The sequence below is a fragment of the Companilactobacillus halodurans genome (genome assembly GCF_009600985.1).
Classification (GTDB): Bacteria; Bacillota; Bacilli; order Lactobacillales; family Lactobacillaceae; genus Companilactobacillus; species Companilactobacillus halodurans.
The window spans coordinates 1-1,410 of sequence record NZ_VDFP01000134.1; the positions used below are offsets into that span (position 1 = coordinate 1).

A 1,410-nucleotide genomic window follows, 5' to 3' on the forward strand; every position below is an offset into this window, starting at 1 on the left:
CGGCTTTGACAATATTTGTTGAAAGCAGACAGCTAGACGCAAACAATGTTGCATAAAGTAGTTTTCTTTTTAAATCCATAAAACTTTTTCCCCTTTATATTTGACTGTGTGTTGAAATATATATACTTATCTAGGCATACCCCGCATTAATCGAAGAATAATAATAACAAGATAAATATTAGTTTATTTGAAATATTTTTATCAATACTCTAATAAAGTAAGTATATCATCAGAATATTTCAAAAAAGAATAGCTATTAGCAAAAAAAAACGGGATAAATTCCTATCTTTGATATACCCCCCCAGCCAAATGGATCATGTTATTCAAATTTGTTTTTAAATTTGTTGATTTCTTCTGAATGAATGTCGGATAATATTTTTATTTTTTTGTTTTTTAATATATGTTTTCGTAAAACATATATTTTAATTTAAAATTTATGTTCATCCTATAAGGTTACATAAGTTTTTTTTAATGCAGTTAAACTTCATAAAAAAATAAGAGTTGATAATTTAACGATTATCAACCCTTATTTCACAATTTATTTATTATTTCTTTTGACTATTTAATCTAATAATTTCAAGTACAACATCAACAGCTTTTTCCATTGCCTCTTCAGAAACATATTCAAAGCGTCCATGCATATTCTCGCCACCAGCAAATAAATTAGGTGTTGGCAAGCCCATGAAGGAAATAGTTGATCCATCTGTTCCACCACGAACAGGTGCTTCATCAGGTTCAATGCCCAAATTCTTCATTGCTTGTTCAGCAATTTTAACTACATCCATATGATCTTTCATAATCTCATACATATTGTAGTATTGGTCACCCATATCAATTTCAACGGTGCCCTTACCGTACTTATCATTTAACTTTTTAACAATTTCTGTAACTTTATTCTTACGAGCTTCAAGTCCATCACGTTCAAAGTCACGAATAATATATGACATATCAGTATGATCAATTGTTCCTTGTTCATCAGTTAACAAGAAGAAACCTTCGCGACCTTCAGTCTTTTCTGGTACCTCATCAGCTGGCAACATACTTTGGAACTCATTAGCAATCAACATTGAATTAATCATGATTCCCTTAGCACCAGATGGATGAACATCTTTACCAGTAATATGAACTTTTAGACTAGCAGCACTAAACGTTTCAAATTCTAATTGTCCGACTGGACCACCATCAACTGTGTAAGCAAAGTCGGCTCCAAAATCCTTAACATCAAAATTCTTAGCACCTGTACCAATTTCTTCATCAGGTCCTAAACCAATTTTGATTTTACCATGTTTAATTTCTGGATGACTGATCAAGTATTCCATCACTGTTATAATTTCAGATACACCAGACTTATCATCTGAACCCAAAAGTGTTTCACCATTTGTAGTAATCAAAGTTTGGCCAGCATACTTC

1 protein-coding gene is annotated in these 1,410 nt (G+C 31.6%); it reads right to left on the bottom strand.

Annotated elements, in window-relative coordinates; translation table 11 throughout:
* Positions 1-545: 545 nt before the first annotated feature.
* The coding region (pepT, locus tag FHL06_RS13025; protein WP_153387023.1) for a peptidase T at positions 546-1,410 on the bottom strand (865 nt) is incomplete at its 5' end.